The 15,700-nt window shown below is 41.2% G+C and carries 13 protein-coding genes; all 13 read right to left on the reverse strand.

Annotated features, from left to right (window positions below; translation table 11 throughout):
• Positions 1-26 precede the first annotated feature (26 nt).
• The 13 genes from HMPREF2917_RS05660 to HMPREF2917_RS05720 all read right to left on the reverse strand — a co-directional run bounded on the left by HMPREF2917_RS05660 (position 27) and on the right by HMPREF2917_RS05720 (position 15,636).
• Positions 27-1,361 carry a dipeptidase gene (locus HMPREF2917_RS05660; RefSeq protein ID WP_070589457.1) on the reverse strand — a complete coding sequence of 445 codons (1,335 nt, stop codon included), beginning with the start codon at positions 1,359-1,361 and terminating at the stop codon, positions 27-29.
• Positions 1,362-1,378: 17 nt separating this feature from the next.
• A complete protein-coding gene (locus HMPREF2917_RS05665; RefSeq protein WP_049486413.1) occupies positions 1,379-2,890 on the reverse strand; it encodes a YfcC family protein in 1,512 nt (503 codons plus the stop codon).
• A gap of 124 nt (positions 2,891-3,014) precedes the next feature.
• Positions 3,015-3,959, reverse strand: a complete 945-nt coding sequence (gene arcC / locus HMPREF2917_RS05670) for a carbamate kinase (protein WP_024055214.1) — start codon at positions 3,957-3,959, stop codon at positions 3,015-3,017.
• 85 nt (positions 3,960-4,044) lie between these two features.
• Positions 4,045-5,061 (reverse strand): ornithine carbamoyltransferase, encoded by a 1,017-nt coding sequence (argF, locus tag HMPREF2917_RS05675; protein WP_070589459.1) that lies wholly within the window; start codon positions 5,059-5,061, stop codon positions 4,045-4,047.
• A gap of 84 nt (positions 5,062-5,145) precedes the next feature.
• Positions 5,146-6,375, reverse strand: a complete 1,230-nt coding sequence (arcA, locus tag HMPREF2917_RS05680) for an arginine deiminase (RefSeq protein ID WP_070589462.1) — start codon at positions 6,373-6,375, stop codon at positions 5,146-5,148.
• A gap of 236 nt (positions 6,376-6,611) precedes the next feature.
• Entirely contained in the window at positions 6,612-7,301 is a 690-nt protein-coding gene (locus tag HMPREF2917_RS05685) for a Crp/Fnr family transcriptional regulator (RefSeq protein ID WP_070589464.1), read from the reverse strand.
• Between the two features lie 159 nt (positions 7,302-7,460).
• A complete protein-coding gene (locus tag HMPREF2917_RS05690; RefSeq protein WP_070589465.1) occupies positions 7,461-8,528 on the reverse strand; it encodes a serine hydrolase in 1,068 nt (355 codons plus the stop codon).
• 98 nt (positions 8,529-8,626) lie between these two features.
• A complete protein-coding gene (locus HMPREF2917_RS05695) occupies positions 8,627-10,099 on the reverse strand; it encodes a helicase HerA-like domain-containing protein (RefSeq protein WP_070589468.1) in 1,473 nt (490 codons plus the stop codon).
• Positions 10,100-10,309: 210 nt separating this feature from the next.
• On the reverse strand, positions 10,310-10,915 hold the full coding sequence (gene sodA / locus HMPREF2917_RS05700) for a superoxide dismutase SodA (protein WP_003006336.1): 606 nt from the start codon (positions 10,913-10,915) through the stop codon (positions 10,310-10,312).
• A gap of 88 nt (positions 10,916-11,003) precedes the next feature.
• The gene (gene holA, locus HMPREF2917_RS05705; RefSeq protein WP_070589470.1) at positions 11,004-12,038 is read right to left on the reverse strand and encodes a DNA polymerase III subunit delta; all 1,035 of its coding nucleotides are present in this window, start codon (positions 12,036-12,038) and stop codon (positions 11,004-11,006) included.
• 24 nt (positions 12,039-12,062) lie between these two features.
• Entirely contained in the window at positions 12,063-12,665 is a 603-nt protein-coding gene (locus HMPREF2917_RS05710) for a DUF805 domain-containing protein (RefSeq protein WP_003006331.1), read from the reverse strand.
• Between the two features lie 75 nt (positions 12,666-12,740).
• Positions 12,741-14,987: a DNA internalization-related competence protein ComEC/Rec2 gene (locus tag HMPREF2917_RS05715; protein ID WP_070589472.1), complete on the reverse strand. Its 2,247-nt coding sequence runs from the start codon at positions 14,985-14,987 to the stop codon at positions 12,741-12,743.
• Complete coding sequence (locus HMPREF2917_RS05720; protein WP_070589474.1) at positions 14,968-15,636, reverse strand: helix-hairpin-helix domain-containing protein; 669 nt, start codon at positions 15,634-15,636, stop codon at positions 14,968-14,970. Before HMPREF2917_RS05720 ends, HMPREF2917_RS05715 begins: the two co-directional genes overlap by 20 nt.
• Positions 15,637-15,700: the final 64 nt, after the last annotated feature.

Consider the following 15,700-nt stretch of genomic DNA (forward strand, 5'->3'; position numbering starts at 1 on the left):
CTAGGACTTTTGTCCCAGCCTCTTTTTTATATGGTGGCTAAGCGTTGAATGGCTTCTCGATAGATTTCCATCGCAGCATAGAGATCTTCAATTTTTGCACGTTCATTGGCTTGGTGCTCGGTCTGTTCTGCACCTGGGAAAAGAGCCCCAAAGGCAACACAATTTTCCATGGTCCGCGCAAATGTCGCACCACCAGAAGACATAGCTGGCGTCTTATCCCCAGTTTCTTCCTGATAAACGGCCATCAAAGAGCTGACTAAAGGACTATCCAAAGGAACATATAAAGGAGCCAGATAATCAAACTCTTCATATTCCAACTGATAACTAGCTGCAATTTCTCGCAAACGAGCTACTAAGGCCTCCTTATCTGCTAAGACGGGGATCCGGATATCAATCCCGATTTCCGATTGTTCTTGATCGATCACAAGGGTCGCAAGATTAAAGGAAAGATCGCCACTTGGTTCATCTGTAATTTTACCAAATAGCGCTTCTCCCGTTGCATCCTCACCAACAGCATCTGCGATAAAGAGCAAAGCTGGATGGGGTTGGATGAGGGATAAACTTTCCGATAAACCGACAATGGCATTCACTCCTTCAGCTGCATCTTTGGAGTGCTTGGAAACACCCAAAACCGTTACAGAATCTTCAGTTTGGCTATACTGAACCCCACTTTGATCCAAAACAGGAAGCAACTCTTCCAAACGATGACCAGCATAGGTCGCCTTATCCGGAACAACATTGAGGGCCTGACCAGCCTGTAAGGGAAGATCATCCCAACCTGGACCATGCAATTTCACTTGTAATAAGCCTTTTTCAGCATAGGTTAATGGGAAAGAAGAATCCGGTGCAAATCCAAGATCTGCTTGCTCTTCGATTTGATTGTAGCGGTTCATACAGCGCCACAAGGTTTCTTCATCCGTCCCAAAAATAAAGCGGATTCGTTTGGTAAACTGGATGCCATCATCCAGTAAACTCTTAACTGCATAGAGGGCAGCGAGTGACGGCCCCTTATCATCCTGCACACCACGACCTACTAGATAGTCACCGACAATGGTCGATTCAAAAGGTGGCGTTTGCCAATCTTTTAGATCACCGGCTGGAACAACATCCAAGTGACAAAGAACGGCCAGGAGTTCTTCCCCCTGACCGATCTCTGCATATCCATAGTATCCTTCAGGATCTATATATGTTTGAAAACCTAATTCTCGAGCAAGCTCTAAGGTTTTTTCTAGGACATCTTGGATAGCTTGTCCAAACGGTGTTCCATTTTCCCCTTCATTTAATACAGAAGGGTAAGAAATGATAGTTTGAAGCGAGTTTAAAAACTGCTCTTTTACATCGTTCTTTATTCTATTTTTCATGAAACACCTACTTTATTCTATTGCAAGAATGGAACCACAGTTCCTAGTAGAAGAAGGGCAATGGTGATCACAACAATCGCTACGACCAATTTACCCATGAATTTCCACCATGCACTCAAGTCAACACGTCCAAGAGCAAGAGCTCCCATTACGATACCTGAAGTTGGTGCGATCAAGTTCAAGACACCAGATGCAGATTGGTAAGCTGTGACAATCAAGCTACCTGGTACATTGACGAATTTACCAAGAGGTGCCATGATACCCATTGTTGCACTGGCAAGACCAGATGATGATGGGATCAAGAATGACATTGGCAAGTAGAAAATGTAAGTCAAGACAATGAACAATTGAGATGAAAGACCTTTAAGTCCTTCTTCACCCCAGTGAAGAATTGTCGCAGTGATCATACCGTCGTTCATGATGACTTGGATACCACGTGCTACCGCTACGATAAGAGCAACACTCAAGAGGTCAGCTGCACCATTCATGAAAGATGAAATGATTTTATCTTCTTTCAAGCCATAAATGATACCAACGAGGATTCCCATGAAGGCAAAGAGCATAGCTGTTTGTGGGAAGTACCATGTACCAAGAGCATCTGTGTTACCGATCAATTGACCAAGTACTGGAATTTTATGGAGAGATTCGTTAAAGTTGTTAAAGAATGTAATACCCAAATCTTTGAATGGGATAAATCCAGCAACCATGATAACGAATGTTGAGATGAAGACGACCAAGACACGTTTTTGTTTCTTGTTCATTTGTGAAGGAATTTCTTCGCCACTATCAACATTGAAGTGTTTCAAATCTTCTTCACGAGTTGCATAGGTGAGAGATTTGGTTGGGTCTTTTTGAACCTTATCTGCATAACGGTATACATAGTATGTGCTAAGTCCTGTCAATACGATCCAGAAGATCACACGAAGTAAGAGACCTGAAGCACTTGAGATACCTGCAGTATCAGATGCGATAACTGTCGCAAATGGGTTCAATGTTGACGCCAAACATCCGATTTGTGATCCTAAAAGGATAATGGCTACCCCTGTCAAGCTGTCAAAACCAACGGACATCATAACAGGTACAAGAAGTGGATAGAAGGCCATGGTTTCTTCACCCATACCATAAGTTGTACCACCAAGGGCAAACAATGGCATCAAGATCAAAATCAACATTTTTTCGCGGCCTTTGTATTTACGAACGATAGAAGCAATCCCTACATCAAGGGTACCTGTTTCGTTCACAACACCAAGGAAACCACCGACCATTAAGATGAAGAAGGCTACGTCAATCGCTGCACTAGTTGGTGCTTTACCAAGCATGGCATTGATTGGGGCCATCAAGACATCCCAAATCCCTTGAGGATGTGCTTTTACAGATTCATAACTACCTGCAATGATAGCACCTGCATCGTCAACCTTGTATTGACCAGCTGGAATAATCCAAGTTAACACTGCCATAATAGCAATGATAATTAACAATACGGAAAAAGATGAAGGCATCTTAAATCCTTTTTTCGTTTTTTCACTCATTTGTCTTCCTCCTAACGCAACAAAGTGTGAGTGATGTTTTACAAGAGTCTCTTGTAAAACGCTTACCTATAGATTTATTCTATCACAATAAGCTTTAAAATACTAGTTTTTTCCTAATTATTCATTAGTCTTTTTGGATGATTGTTCCACTTTCAGACTCAATCAAAGCTCCAAGGTTTTCAAGTGATGTAATAACTGCTTTTCCTTCTGGGCGACCATTGACGAAGGCAATGGCAGCTTCCACTTTAGGAAGCATGCTTCCTGGTGCAAATTGGTCTTGTTTGATGTATTCTTCCAATTGAGCCACATTAACATGTTCCAATTTTGCTTGGTCTGGTTTGTTGTAGTTCACAAAGACATAATCGACACCAGTCAAGACGATGAAGAGGTCTGCTTCTACTAATTCAGCCAAACGTTGAGATGCAAAGTCTTTATCGATAACCGCTTCAACACCAGATAAGCTACCATCTGCTTCTTTCACAACTGGGATACCACCACCACCGGCTGCCACAACGACTTGACCGTCGTTCAACAAAGTACGGATGGTATTGATTTCTTTGATATCCACTGGTTTTGGTGAAGCCACGACTTTACGCCAGCCACGACCAGCATCTTCTTTGAAAGTTGCTCCTGATTTTTCAGCTTCTGCTTTTGCTTCTTCTTCTGAGTAGAATGGACCGATTGGTTTGCTGAGGTTGACAAAAGCTGGGTCGTTCTTATCAACAATGACTTGTGTCACAACAGAAGCCACATCTTTTTCGATTCCTTCTTCATGAAGAGCATTTTGAAGAGCATTTTGAAGCCAGTAGCCAATACTTCCTTCGGTCATAGCAACTAATGAATCAAGTGGGAAAGCAGGGTTTTTTTCAGAGTTTGCTGCCAAGTGTTGGAGCAAAAGGTTCCCTACTTGAGGACCATTTCCGTGAGTGATGATCAAGTCATCCCCGTTTTTGATTAATTTGACTAAGTGTTTTGCTGTTTCTACAAGTGCTTCTTGTTGAGCTTGAGCAGAAGGATCAGATGAGAGAATAGCATTTCCTCCCAAAGCAACGACGATTTTTCTTGACATAAATTTTCCCTTTCTATAAAAAATAGGGGCAGGACTAAAGCTAGCAGTCCAGCCCCTATAGCTGTTGGTATACGGTTATAAAGTCTTAAACTTTTGGAATGTACAAGTTACCAAGAGTAGCTGCCATAACCGCTTTGATGGTGTGCATACGGTTTTCAGCTTGGTCAAAGTGACGAGCATATTTGCTGCGGAACACTTCGTCAGTAACTTCCATTTCTTCTACGCCGAATTTTTCAGCAACATCTTTACCGTAAACAGTATTTGTATCGTGGAAGGCTGGCAAGCAGTGCAAGAAGATTAAGTCTTCGTTATCAGCTTTCTTAATCAAATCCATGTTTACTTGGTAAGGTTTCAAAAGGGCAACACGTTCTGCAAATTTGTCTTCTTCACCCATAGATACCCAAACGTCAGTGTAAAGTACGTCTGCACCTTTCACAGCTTCATCGGCATCTTCAGTGATCAAGATATGAGCGCCACTTTCTTTTGCATATCCTTCTGCCAATTCAACGATTTCTTTTTCTGGGAAGAGTTCTTTTGGTGAGAAGATGTGTACGTTCACACCAAGGATAGCACCTGTTACAAGAAGGCTGTTCGCAACGTTGTTACGTCCATCACCACAGTATACAAGTGTCAAACCTTCCAAACGTCCAAAGTTTTCTTGAACTGTCAAGTAGTCTGCAAGCATTTGAGTTGGGTGCCATTCGTCAGTCAAACCATTCCATACTGGAACACCTGAGAATTCAGCCAATTCTTCAACCATACGTTGGCTGAAACCACGGAATTCAATACCGTCAAACATACGTCCAAGAACTTTAGCAGTATCTTCTGTAGATTCTTTTTTACCAAGTTGGATGTCGTTTGCACCTAGGTATTCTGGGTGAGCACCAAGGTCGATAGCTGCTGTTGTGAAGGCAGCACGAGTACGAGTTGAAGTTTTTTCAAACAAAAGCGCAATGTTTTTACCAGCAAGATAGTGGTGTTCAATGTTGCGTTTTTTAAGGTCTTTCAAGTGAGCTGAAAGTCCGATAAGGTACTCTAACTCTGCACGTGTAAAGTCTTTTTCTGCCAAGAAGCTACGTCCTTGGAACACTGAATTTGTCATTCTATTTGTCTCCTATTTTCTTTCTAGTATTGATCAGTAAGAAGAAAGAGCTGATCCTCAAAGACCAGCTCTCGGTCTTCTCTATTAGATTTCTTCACGTTCAAATGGCATTGACATACAACGAGGTCCACCACGACCGCGAACCAATTCACTTCCGCGGATCTTAATCAAACGAAGTCCGTATTCTTCTAATTTCTTGTTTGTGACTGTGTTACGATCGTATACAACTACCACACCAGGTGCGATTGTAAGAGTATTTGATCCGTCGTTCCATTGTTCACGAGCAGCTGCAACCACATTGCCATCACCACAAGGGATCAATGTAACTTTTTCAACACCAAGGTTTTCAGCAAGTAATTCAGCCAAATCACCTTTTTCTTCAACAATCTTCAATGCTTCATTTTCATATGTTACAGAGAAGACGCGAAGGTTGCCTTGGATTTCTGGGTGGATGGTGAATTTATCGTAGTCCACCATTGTGAATACTGTATCCAAGTGCATGAATTTACGGTTGTTCGCAAATTCGAAGGCCAATACTTTCTTGAAGCCAACGTTCTTCTTGAAGATGTTTACCAACAATTTTTCAATTGATGCAGCGTCTGTACGTTGTGAGATACCAACTGCCAAGACATCTTTAGAAAGGACCAATTCGTCCCCACCTTCGATACGAGTATCTTCTTCACGGTTGTATACCAAATCTACATTACCACCATATACTGGGTGGTATTTGAAGATGTATTTACCATACAAAGTTTCACGGTTACGTGTATCTGCGTACATGTGGTTCAATGATACTGCATTACCAATTGTAGCAAATGGGTCACGTGTGAAGTACAAGTTTGGCATTGGGTCGATTGCAAATGGATAGTCAGATTCAACAAGGTCTGTCAATCCTTTTGCTTCTTCAGGAATTTCTGGAAGTTCAGCTTTTTGGAAACCAGCCATTGTTTTTTCAACCAATTCTTGGTTGTCTTCAATACCACGAAGGATTTCACGAATAGCGTTTTTAGTTTGGCGTCCACGAATGTTTGCTTCATCAAGATATTCTTCGATGAATTGTTCGCGAATTTCTGGAGTAGTCAATGACTCAGCTGCCAATTTTTCAAGATAAAGTACTTCGATTCCTTCGTTACGAAGCGCTTGAGCAAAATTGTCGTGTTCTTTTTGTGCATCTTCCAAGAATGGAATATCATCAAAAAGAAGACGCTCTAGATAGTCAGGCATCAAGTTTTCCAACTCTTTACCTGGACGGTGCAACATTACTTTTTTCAGTTTTCCAATTTCTGAGAAAACATGAATTGGTTTAGTTGACATCTGTCATCCTCCTTTTTTCTTTGAGCTTGTTCACAAGCTTATTACAATTGTTATTATATTCTTTATTGGTACCGCTTTCACAAAGGATTCTGCTTTTTGAATGTAAAGAATTTGGCGTTTTTTTGAATCCTTCCTATTTTTTAGTTAATATGAAGCGTTTTCTTTGCATATTTTGTCTTTTATATTATTTTTATGAATATATATTTTTTTGTAAAAAATAAAAAAAGATCAACAAATTAGTTGATCTCTTCAAAACTTTTTAAAAAGTAGGCTGTATCTAGAAAAGTTAGTTGTTTTCTCTCATACTGGATCTTATGAGAATCGATGAGTTTCTTTAAAACTTGATTGACAGTTTCTCGAGTTGTGGCTGCTAATTTGGCCATTTCCTTCATACTAATTGGAAATGGAAGTTGATTTCCAAGACTTTCATAGTCCTTGCACAGAATGGCTAAGGATTGAATCACACGCTCACTGGCACTAGCTGTCACGACATTGCGCAAGCGCAACTCTTGAAATTCTAGGATGGAGGAGAGCTTTCTCATAATAAAGAGCAACTGCTCCTTGCTCTCTTGGGCATATAATTCATAGAGATTGACGGGAATCACGAAACAACGCAAATCCGTCACCGCACTAGCTGTATAATGGTAACGCTCATCCTGGAACATCCCACCATAAGGGAACAGAGCCCCCTTCTTTATATAATCCATATAGGAGAATTGGTCCGACGAATCAAATTGCTCAATACGAGCAAAGCCTTTTGCCAGAAGAAAAATGCGCTCCCGCCTATCTCCTGCATAAAACAAAATTTGTCCTTTAGGGATATCCCTGGCATGAATTTCAACAGCTAATTTATCAAATAGCTCCACTGGTAGCGCAGAAAAGGCTGGATGAGAGCGGAGCAATTGGTAATCTTCCTTTGTAATCATGTCTATACTTCCTCTTATTACTATTATTAGTATAACATACTTTTTATAGAAAAGGGAAAGAAGTCTCTTTAGAACAGAAAACTAATTCGAAACACCAAGTCATTTTCATGATACTTTGTTAGAAGAAAAGGTCTGAGCAAAACTCAGACCTTTTGTCGATTATTCATTCATATTGACACGATGCCATTCATTGATAACATAAGCCAATTGTCCCAATTGATAAAGACCAACGCCACTGATTTCAGAACTTTCTGGAGTCGTACCTCCAAGTCCTGCAGTGTAAATGGCAACCAAATAAGGAGTCGATTCACGAACAATCGCATCCACATTAAGTGCTTCAGCAACATACCCTGGTTTTTGTTGAATCACCAAATCTGGCAAGAATTTCTTATAGTACTCACCTGGGAAAGACTCCCCGATCAGTTCTAGTAAATCTGCATATTTTTCTTGATGATTCCAAAGATATTCCAAGACATGGATGTAATAATCCGTTGTCGTTTTATTATCTTCGCTAAAGGTTTTGACTTCTGGTGAACGGGATTGACCATAACGACTGAATAACTTGCGCGCTTGCTCCATCCCCCCTAAACGATCTGCCAAAGCATAGGCTGGGGTATTTTCAGAGTAAACCAATGAATAGCGCTGCATATCAGGGATAGACATAGCTCCATCAAAGGCAGCAACGTAATTGTCATGCTCCCCTACATATTCATAGTAGGTGTTGGTAATGTCAAACCGGTCTGTTAAATTCAGTTTGCCCTTTGCGACTTCATCCACCACCAACATGTTCAACGGTAGCTTATAGGTACTACCTGCCGTCATTGGTTGAAGATCATTCATGGCAAATTGCTCTCCAGTAATGGCATTGCGATACGTGAAGGCAACTTGTGACGGATCAATTCCACTTTCCGCTAGGAAATCCTGGACAACCTCTACCAAACCTTTATTAGCATAATCATAGACAAGGCCATAAGCACTCATCGTTTCCATGTCTGCATCTACTACTGCTTGCTTAGCTTCAGGAGATTTGACACGTGGTTTTTTCGTCTCAGGGGTAGACTTTTCGATATCTTGTTCTTTTACTTCTTTTGTTTTCTTTGCTTTTTTTTCAATTGCTGATGCTGTTGGTTGCGTAACATGCAAGTAGCCCAGTGCGCTTGTTCCCACTAAGCACAATAAAATACTGACCGCAATCATGATCGAGCGTAGATTAAAATATTTTTTCATACGAGATTAATTATAAAAGATTCTACTGAAAATAACAAGAATTATCAGAAAGAGAAAACGGTTTCTTTTTAAAAAGTTTTTTTCTTTTCATAAAAGGGTTATTTCCGTTTAAAGGAGCCCATAATTAGCTTAGCGATCTCACGCGCAATCGTCCGGAATAAGGAACTTAAGAAGGAATCTTTTGCCTTTTCAAGACTAGATTTTCTTGGACGACCCGGACTGCGTTTTTGCTCTGCTTTTTCCGCCGCAGCTCGTTCTTTTGCTGCTTCTTTTTGCTCTTCTTCTTGTGCTTCCTTGCTTGCTTTAGCTGCTAATTTTTCATAGGCAGATTCCCGATCAATCGTCGTCGCATACTTTTGATGGAAAGGCGATGTCGTGATCAAGGCCAATTGTTCACTTTCATTTAAGAGGTCAAAACTCGATTGAGGAGAGAGAATATAAGCACGCTCAACCACACTAGGCTGTCCCTTTTCATTGAGGAAAGAAACTAAGGCTTCCCCTGTCCCTAACTCTGTGATCACTGTTTCTGTATCAAAATCTGGATTCGGACGAAAACTTTGGGCAGCCACCTTAATCGCCTTCATTTCTTTTGGTGTATAAGCTCGAAGTGCATGCTGAACACGATTTCCAAGCTGTGCCAAAACAGATTCTGGAAGGTCTTGAGGATTTTGGGTAATAAAGTAAATCCCTACACCCTTCGAACGAATTAGGCGTACCACTTGCTCAACCTTCTCAAGAAAGAGCTTGCTTGCATCCTTAAAGAGGAGATGCGCTTCATCAAAGAAGAAGACCAATTTTGGCTTTTCAGGATCCCCAACCTCTGGAAGTGTTTCAAAAAGACGAGACAGCATCCAAATCAAAAAGGTTGAGTACAATTTTGGTGAATGAAAGAGCTTTGTAGCCGAAAGAATATTGATATAACCACGACCAGATGCATCGAGTTGCATGAAATCATTTAAATCAAGTGCTGGCTCTCCGAAAAACTGATCTGCTCCTTCTTCTTCAAGAACCAAGAGACTTCTTTGGATGGCTCCGACAGATTGTTTGGTGATATTGCCATATTGGGCTGAATAGTCTGAACTGTGCTCATAGACTTCCTTTAAAAGGCTTTGCAGGTCCTTCAAATCAATTAAAGGCCAATCTTTCTCTTGGGCTACTTTAAAGACAATTGCGAGAATTCCTGATTGGGTTTCATTCAAATCAAGCAGACGAGAAAGAAGCAATGACCCCATCCCTTCGACAGTCGCCCGAACAGGATGACCAGCTTGGCCGAAAACATCCCACAATCGAACTGGGAATGCTTGTGGCTCAAACGGTTCTGTGATCCCAAGAAGCTTATAGCGTTCTTCCAGTTTTGGCGTCCATTGCCCGGCTTTGGCTAAGCCAGATAAATCTCCCTTGATATCGGCTAGAAAGACCGGAATGCCTTCTTTGCTTAATTTTTCTGTTAGGACCTTGAGAGTAACCGTTTTTCCTGTTCCTGTTGCACCTGCAATCAAGCCATGACGATTCAACATCCGCAAATAGATAGGCGTCTCAACGGCTCCTTTGGTAATAGTAATACTAGTCATTTCATTTCTCCCTGAATGTTTCAGTTTTCATTTTAAGGTTTATCTTTTCCTTGCCTAGGCCCTTCAAACCAGGCTTCAGACAAGTAAGACACACTCCTACTAGTGTATCATTTTCCTGACCAAACGCAAGAAATTATACTCCGATTTTCCGGATGCACATAAAAAAATCTATAAGAGCCAATACATGCTCTTATAGATTCCTTCATTTTATTATTTTGCTGCTGCAAACAATTCATTAACTTTATTCCAGTTGATCACTGAGAAGAAAGCTTTGATGTAGTCAGGACGTACGTTACGGTATTTCACGTAGTAGGCATGTTCCCAAACATCCAAACCAAGGATTGGTGTTTTACCTTCAGAGATTGGTGTATCTTGGTTTGCTGTTGAAGTTACTTCGAGTTTGCCTTCTTTGTTAACAACCAACCATGCCCAGCCAGAACCAAAACGTGTCGTTGCTGCTGCTGTGAAGGCTGCTTTGAAGTCTTCAAATGAACCAAATGTAGCATCAATCGCTGCAGCAAGTTCTGCTGAAGGAGCTGTTTGTTCTGGAGTCATCAATTCCCAGAAAAGAGCGTGGTTCAAATGACCACCACCATTGTTGATCACAGCTTGGCGAATATCAGCTGGAATGGATTCAACATCAGCTAACAAGCTTTCAAGGTCTTCTCCAATTTCAGGATGTTTTTCAAGAGCTGCATTCACATTGTTTACATATGTTTGATGGTGTTTATCATGGTGCAAATGCATGGTTTCTTCATCGATATAAGGTTCCAATGCATCATAAGCATATGGTAATTCTGGTAAAATGATAGCCATTTTATGGTCCTCTTTTCTTTATTACTGACTTGATGATAACGTAAACAGCTAAATTATTCAACTAATCTGCTTGCGATTTCATTCATCGTTAGACGCTATTAGCTACTTTCAACAGGGCCAAATCAAATAAGTAGTCTTTTTCATATGTTCCACTTTTAATCGCATAATCCGTCTCGATGAAGGTCATCATAGCTTGCTTCAAAAAGGACAAGGAAAGCCTGCGGCTATCCCGTAAGGCAAACTTCACCTGATAAGGATTGACCTTGCGTCCTGACAACTCCGACAAGCTCGCTACAATTTGGCTTTCGGATTGACCTTCTTCTGAGAAAATTTTAACTTGAGAAAACATTCGGAATTGTCCCAACAAAATAGCGATCAATTTTATTTCATCTTCTCCTTGTAAGCGGAGATCCTTAACCAAATTCCGGGCTTGATCGATTTGGCGTTTGAGAATCATCTGTGTCAGATCAAAAATATTATCTTGCAAGGACTTTGGAACAACCTCCTCAATATCTTGGAGGGTAATCTGACCATCTTCTTTATAAGCCTGCAACAGAGCGAGATTCTTCTGTAACTCTCCAAAATCATAGCCAGATTTTAAGAGTAGCTGGTCCAAGGAATCGCCCACAAACTGTATGCCCAATTCTTGTGCCTGACTTGCAAAATAACGCTTTAAATCTTGCTCTTTAGGTGTTGTTGCTTCAATGATCTGGGCATCCCGTTTTAGGAGTTTGACTAAGCGACGCTTACTATCTAATTTTCCTTCTGCAAATATCACCAAACGGGTTGATTCAGAAGGATTTTCCAGATAGTTTTCAAATTGCTTCAGATCTTCATCGGTTAAATTGCGTTTCTTGGCAGTGGTAAGATCCAATAAGTGATCCAAAATCACGATTTTTTCATCTGCAAAAAAAGGAAGACTGACCAAATCCAGCTCGACTTCAGCATAGGAGGCTTCCTTCATATCAAAATAAGAATAATTCAAATCTGAGGGATCATAGCCTATTTTTTTTAAAATGTCTTTTTTTAACCATTCAAATTGACCTACATCCTCCCCTGTCAAGACAAGAATAGGAGGCAGAGTTTGAACCGTCAGATGTTTAGTGTCGGTAATTGCTTGCATGAAACTCTCTTATCTTTTATCAGTTTAGTGGATTTCGTGTTCAGCAGCCATTCTTTGTTCCAATGGTGGTTTTTCATCAGACAAATCAGGTGCTGCTACAAAATTAGGGATTTGCTCAAACGAGTTGCCTCCAAAGCTCCCCCCTGTCGCTGTGACCTGTGGTTCAGAAGCCACTCCCATAGGAGTTTCTACTGGTTGTGGGAAGGTGTTTTTCCCTGGAAGCATCATGAGAATCAAGAGAGAAATAACTGTAATCCCCCAAAGAAATAGGAAAATATCTAGCCCCGTCAACAAATAGAGCAGAACCGGACCAAGGTTCAAAAAGATCCAAGACCAATGGATTCCCGCATCCCGCAAGCGACGTACACAAATGGCTTGACTGGGTACCAAAATGAGGAAGTAAAAGAATGCTAAGAAAGCGAGCGCCCATAAACCTGTCTTAGAATGAACAGTTGAAAAATTGAGCGTTTCTTGAGCATTTTGATGGGATAAAGAGGTCACGATGTAAAAAACCCAAAGAGGCAAAGAAATCAGGGAATTCCAGAAAAAAGCTAGCCAAAAATGGGCCCGACTGGTCTTACTTGAAAAATCTGCATACTGTATCCAAAATTGCTTAAATGCGTTCATACGATTCTACCTTTACATTGATTTCACTTTCTATAATAGCAATTTTCAGCATAGAAAGCAAACCTCTCCTCGTCTCTAGTGGACCGTTTCTACCCTCCAATGGTCCCACCCAATCAAGCGAATTGCTCCCCTTTCATCGGTACGAAGATAAGAAATAGAGCGTTCCTCTAGACGATCGAGCAATTCTTTATGGGGATGTTGGTAGCGATTTTTCTTTCCAACAGAGATCAAGGCCAACTGAGGATGTAACTGATCTAAAAACACATCACTAGAGGAACCTTTAGAACCGTGGTGGCCTACTTTCAAGACATCTACTTGTAATTGTGGATCGTTTTTCAATAGTTTTTTCTCTCCAGCTTCTTCCAAATCACCCGTGAACAAAAATCGTTTCTGAAAGAACTGCCCATAGAGGACAATCGAATCATCATTTTTACCATCCCCCACTTCATCAGGGGATAAGACTTCTAGATGATGATCAAAAATAGGTAGTTGATCTCCTCTCTGGACTACTTTAATCGGACTATGAAGCTGTTGCAATTTCTCTCGAAATTGAGAATTAGTTAGACTACCTGGACTGACATACACTTTTTTAACTGGGATTTGTTTGGCAACCTCCACCATATCACCCATATGGTCCTGGTCTGTATGAGTCAAGACCAAAGCATCAAGTTTTCCAACACCTCGACTCTTGAGATAGGGAATCAAGGTTTGATCCGCATTGGCAGATTGACTGCGCTCTTGCCACTTTTCTCCACTTTTAAAAGTGACACGTCCACCGACATCAATCAATATGGTTCTTCCTTTCCAATCGCGTAAAAAGATACTGTCTCCTTGACCGATATCCACCATGGTAATCTCATTTTCTAAGGGATGCTTGGTCCAACAAAAGATGAGTAGAATCATGACTATTAACAGGAAACGACGTTTTTTTTGCTTTCGAAGATCATACAAGATCCCTAAAAGAAGGAAGAGAGCGATCAGAGCTGGTCCCGTCGGCTGACCAAATACCAAAGGTAGCGACGTGAGCTTTGAAATCCAACGAATACACTCCTCTATAAGAAGAAAGAAACTGTTAAAAATTGTAAGGGGCTTTAGAATCGATAAGATAAATAGCACCGTTAAACCTGGAAGAAGGACAAGATCAAATAAGAAAGAAAAGAGGAAGGTTAAAGGGAGTGACCACGGTTGAAAGACACTAAAGTAATAGGTCAAAAGGGGCAAAATCCCCAGGCTAATCCAGAAACTTTCCACTAGTACCTTTTTCAGTCCTGAATAAGAACTGGTATCTACCAAGGTCAAAATAAAGGCATAGGCACAACTCAAGACCCCTCCAGCTGTCAGGAGAAACTTGGGCATGAGCAACATTAAGAGCAGCAAGGTCATCGCCATATTCTCCATCCCTCGGACCCCCTTTTGAGAGAGGATCTTCTGCAAGAGACTGCGAACCACTGAAACTGAAAAACCGGTCAAGCCAGCATAGACCAAAGAAATTGGAACCATCCAGATATCAACTGTTTCTTGCAAGATTCCTAGACGTAAGAGACCTTTCCGGATCCCATTGATGAAAAAGCCGACCTGCATCCCAGATAAGGCGAATAAATGGATGATTCCTAAACTCGTGTAAAGCTGATCCATCTCTTCAAAATCCGTATCTAAATAGCCAAAAAGAAGGCCGGTCATATACTGGTTCATCGGTTGCGGAAAGTGCTCCTTGCTCCAAACAATGGCTTGGCGCCTCCATTGAGATAGGCAATCGAAAACATTCCAAGTCTGTCTAGGAAGTGCGGATTGGATCGCTTCAATTTTTATTTGATAGTGAATCCCCTGTGTTTCCAAATAAGACCGATAGTCAAATCCTCTAAAATTTCGCTGCCCTTCTGGCTCTTCTATAGCACCTTTATACGTCAACTCCAACAAATGAGTTTGACTTTGCCACTGCTGTTTTTCTTTTTCTGATTTTAAAGTGTAGAAGACTTGGTAGGTCCTTCCCTGGTTTTTAGCACGAAAAGACAGGGCGTCCCCATTGATCTTGATGGTATCTGGAATCAGACGTAAGTGGGATGGAGGCTGACTTTCTGCTTGTACTGGATGATCCTGTATTCGCTGAAAGACAAAGAAGGCTGCAAAACAAAGGGTTGCTAAAGCAAGCCCTAGCAAACTTGAGCGCTCCCCTTTATAGTGATGAAGCGCTAAAACTCCCACTACTACTAGACCGCTGATCGAAAGCCAAGATGGTTGATAGATACTAAAATACAGCCATAGGAGCACAAAGGCGAGATGGACAAGCGAAAAAGGAAGGTCTTTAATCCACCGTGAAAGCATCTCTTAGTTTCTCCAGTGTTTTCTCTCCGATTCCTGAAACATTCTTCAGATCATCCACTGATCGAAAAGGACCATTTGCTTCGCGATAGGCGATAATGTCCTGGGCACGTTTCTGGCCAATGCCTGATACTGTCTGGAGATCTGATTCGGTTGCTCGATTTAAATGGACCTTGCCTGTTTTTTCTGCTGGCGCTGACGAAGTTGCAGGACTTTCTGAACTTCCAAGTACTGGAACATCCTCTCCTTCTTTAGCAACATAGATCACTGCTTCATCGGTGAGTTTTTGCGCCAAGTTGACCGATTGGCTATTGGCATCTGCTGTCATCCCGCCTGCCTTATAAATAGCATCGTGGACTCTGCTATTGGAGCGCAACTCATAGACCCCTGGTTGTTTGACGGCTCCTTTGACATCGACCGTAATGATCTCGGATGCGTCAGACACAGAAGTCGCCGTCTTTTCTTCTTTGAAACTATTAGTCTGCACCTTTTCTTTGCTCGAAGTTGAACTAGAAGACTGATAAAGATCCGGTATGGTGGATGCACTTGACTGAGGTCGATGAAAAAGAAAATACCCTCCAAGTAAGAGTCCGATAGCAGTAAGAGCTAAAAAGAGCTTATATTCTTTGATTTTTTCGATGATATCCTCCATAAAAAACCTCCTCTCACTTTTATTATTCGTAAAAATAAAAAAAAACTGAGAAAAACTCTCAGCT

The organism is Streptococcus sp. HMSC061E03 (genome assembly GCF_001813505.1).
Lineage (GTDB): Bacteria > Bacillota > Bacilli > Lactobacillales > Streptococcaceae > Streptococcus.

What these genes read in the sequence shown, in the direction of transcription:
- HMPREF2917_RS05685 (WP_070589464.1), bottom strand. Translation starts at nt 7,301, where the DNA reads ATGATTACAAAGGAAGATTACCAATTGCTCCGCTCTCATCCAGCCTTT.
- holA (WP_070589470.1), bottom strand. Translation starts at nt 12,038, where the DNA reads ATGCAAGCAATTACCGACACTAAACATCTGACGGTTCAAACTCTGCCT.
- sodA (WP_003006336.1), bottom strand. Translation starts at nt 10,915, where the DNA reads ATGGCTATCATTTTACCAGAATTACCATATGCTTATGATGCATTGGAA.
- HMPREF2917_RS05665 (WP_049486413.1), bottom strand. Translation starts at nt 2,890, where the DNA reads ATGAGTGAAAAAACGAAAAAAGGATTTAAGATGCCTTCATCTTTTTCC.
- HMPREF2917_RS05690 (WP_070589465.1), bottom strand. Translation starts at nt 8,528, where the DNA reads ATGAAAAAATATTTTAATCTACGCTCGATCATGATTGCGGTCAGTATT.
- arcA (WP_070589462.1), bottom strand. Translation starts at nt 6,375, where the DNA reads ATGTCAACTAAACCAATTCATGTTTTCTCAGAAATTGGAAAACTGAAA.
- HMPREF2917_RS05715 (WP_070589472.1), bottom strand. Translation starts at nt 14,987, where the DNA reads ATGCTTTCACGGTGGATTAAAGACCTTCCTTTTTCGCTTGTCCATCTC.
- arcC (WP_024055214.1), bottom strand. Translation starts at nt 3,959, where the DNA reads ATGTCAAGAAAAATCGTCGTTGCTTTGGGAGGAAATGCTATTCTCTCA.
- argF (WP_070589459.1), bottom strand. Translation starts at nt 5,061, where the DNA reads ATGACAAATTCAGTGTTCCAAGGACGTAGCTTCTTGGCAGAAAAAGAC.
- HMPREF2917_RS05660 (WP_070589457.1), bottom strand. Translation starts at nt 1,361, where the DNA reads ATGAAAAATAGAATAAAGAACGATGTAAAAGAGCAGTTTTTAAACTCG.
- HMPREF2917_RS05710 (WP_003006331.1), bottom strand. Translation starts at nt 12,665, where the DNA reads ATGAACGCATTTAAGCAATTTTGGATACAGTATGCAGATTTTTCAAGT.
- HMPREF2917_RS05720 (WP_070589474.1), bottom strand. Translation starts at nt 15,636, where the DNA reads ATGGAGGATATCATCGAAAAAATCAAAGAATATAAGCTCTTTTTAGCT.
- HMPREF2917_RS05695 (WP_070589468.1), bottom strand. Translation starts at nt 10,099, where the DNA reads ATGACTAGTATTACTATTACCAAAGGAGCCGTTGAGACGCCTATCTAT.